General features: G+C 46.5%; 2 protein-coding genes. Both read right to left on the minus strand.

Features of this window, described 5'->3' with window-relative positions:
- The coding region (locus J7R10_RS08355) for a phage virion morphogenesis family protein (RefSeq protein WP_208436452.1) at window positions 1–334 on the minus strand (334 nt) is incomplete at its 3' end.
- Window position 335: 1 nt separating this feature from the next.
- A partial coding sequence (locus J7R10_RS08360) for a DUF1320 domain-containing protein (protein ID WP_208436453.1) occupies window positions 336–721 on the minus strand: 386 nt, incomplete at its 5' end.

Below are 721 nucleotides of genomic sequence, written 5' to 3' on the forward strand. Positions count from 1 at the left end.
CATTTTTAGGGCGTATAACCCCACCCAATTGGTGAATACGCGCATAAACCAATCCACTCCCAATAATGACTTTTTCTGGTGATGCCACCATATCAATGGAGCGTGAAAGCGCTCCACTGGCATAAAGGGTGGATGTGCGGGCATAATTGTTTTTCCACTTCTCTCCTTGAGGAGAAGTTTTTTCACTTTGAATCCGCCGCCTTGTACTCTCTTGAAGCAAACGTCCAACCCCTTGTGCCAAGGCTCCCATAGAGGTATCGGCTCCCTTTTGTAAAAAGGCTAAAGCCGCTTCAAGCCCTGTCTCGTAAATCTCAATATGGGTTGAAACAGACATGTTACCTTCCCATCAAACGCGGTTTGGCATGGAAAAAAGCCCCATCACGCACGGGACCATCTTCGCTTATAATTTTAGGTTCATCCACACCCAAACCTGCTTTGCCTTCTGCAATGCGTTTCAAGAGATCAATCGCCTGTTTGTAACGATCTTCAATGGTTGTGGTCAGTGCCGTATGGCGTATGGCTAAATTATAAACAGCAATATTAACACAGATCATGCCAAGAGCTGTTGGCTGTCCAGCAATGGGGACGCAGTAACGATGAGACAGATGCACATCAATCTCACCGCTTGCTTGCTCAAGTGCTCGAGCAATTGCCTGATCTGCAATCACTTGATCTTTGTTCTCGTCCATACCGCATAAGTCGTCCAAGAAATCATTACCCC

Origin of the sequence: Bartonella vinsonii subsp. berkhoffii ATCC 51672 (assembly GCF_902825225.1) — a bacterium.
GTDB lineage: Bacteria > Pseudomonadota > Alphaproteobacteria > Rhizobiales > Rhizobiaceae > Bartonella > Bartonella berkhoffii.